1 protein-coding gene is annotated in these 817 nt (G+C 73.1%); it reads left to right on the forward strand.

Annotation, left to right across the window (positions count from 1 at the left end; genetic code table 11):
• Nucleotides 1-817, forward strand: an 817-nt coding sequence (locus ACFPZL_RS13835; protein ID WP_382335974.1) for a GMC family oxidoreductase N-terminal domain-containing protein, incomplete at both ends; no start/stop codon positions are given.

An 817-nucleotide genomic window follows, 5' to 3' on the forward strand; every position in this document is an offset into this window, starting at 1 on the left:
CGACGGTGCGCTTCGACGGGCGGCGCGCCGTCGGCGTCCAGGCGCGGACGCGCGGCGTGCTGCGCGACTACCGCGCGGCGCGCGAGGTGATCATCTGCGCCGGCGGGATAGAGACCCCGCAGCTCCTCGAACGCTCCGGGATCGGCGCCGGCGAAGTGCTCGCGCGGATCGGCGTGGCTCCGATCGTGGAGAACCCGCACGTCGGCGAGCACCTCATCGAGCAGCGGCACATCGTCTATCAGGCGCACATCGACCGACGGCTGGGGGTCAACCACCGGCTCTCATCGCGATTCCGGCAGCTGCTCGCCGGGGCCGGCTACCTCCTCACCCGGCGGGGCGTCATCGCCGGCGGCGTGTACGACATCGGCGGCTTCGCGAGACTCGGCCCCGGGTACCTCGGCCCCTCCCGTCTTGATCCCGCCGGCCTCGATCCGGCGAGCACCGATCCCGCGAGCACCGATCCCGACACCTTCGTCATGATGAATCCGCTCTCCATGGATCTCGCCTCGCCCACCCCCGCCGTCTCGAAGCGGCCCGGCTTCCGGCTGGGCGCGTTCCTCCTCTCGCCGGAGACCGAGGGCTCCCTGCACTCCGGCGGTGCGCAGCCGGACGCGGCACCCGTGATCGAGCCGCGCTACCTCGAAGCGGAATGGGAGCGGGAGACCACTCGGCGCATGATCGAGGCCGCGCGGGACATCGCGTCGCGGCACCCGCTGGCCGAGCTCTTCGTCGAGGAGGACGCGCCGGGCGCCGACGTCGTCACGACGGAGCAGGCCGTCGCGCACGCCTGGGCGAACCGCGCGCTCTCGCACGCCGT

Source organism: Leucobacter soli (assembly GCF_042659205.1).
GTDB classification, from domain to species: Bacteria; Actinomycetota; Actinomycetes; order Actinomycetales; family Microbacteriaceae; genus Leucobacter; species Leucobacter soli.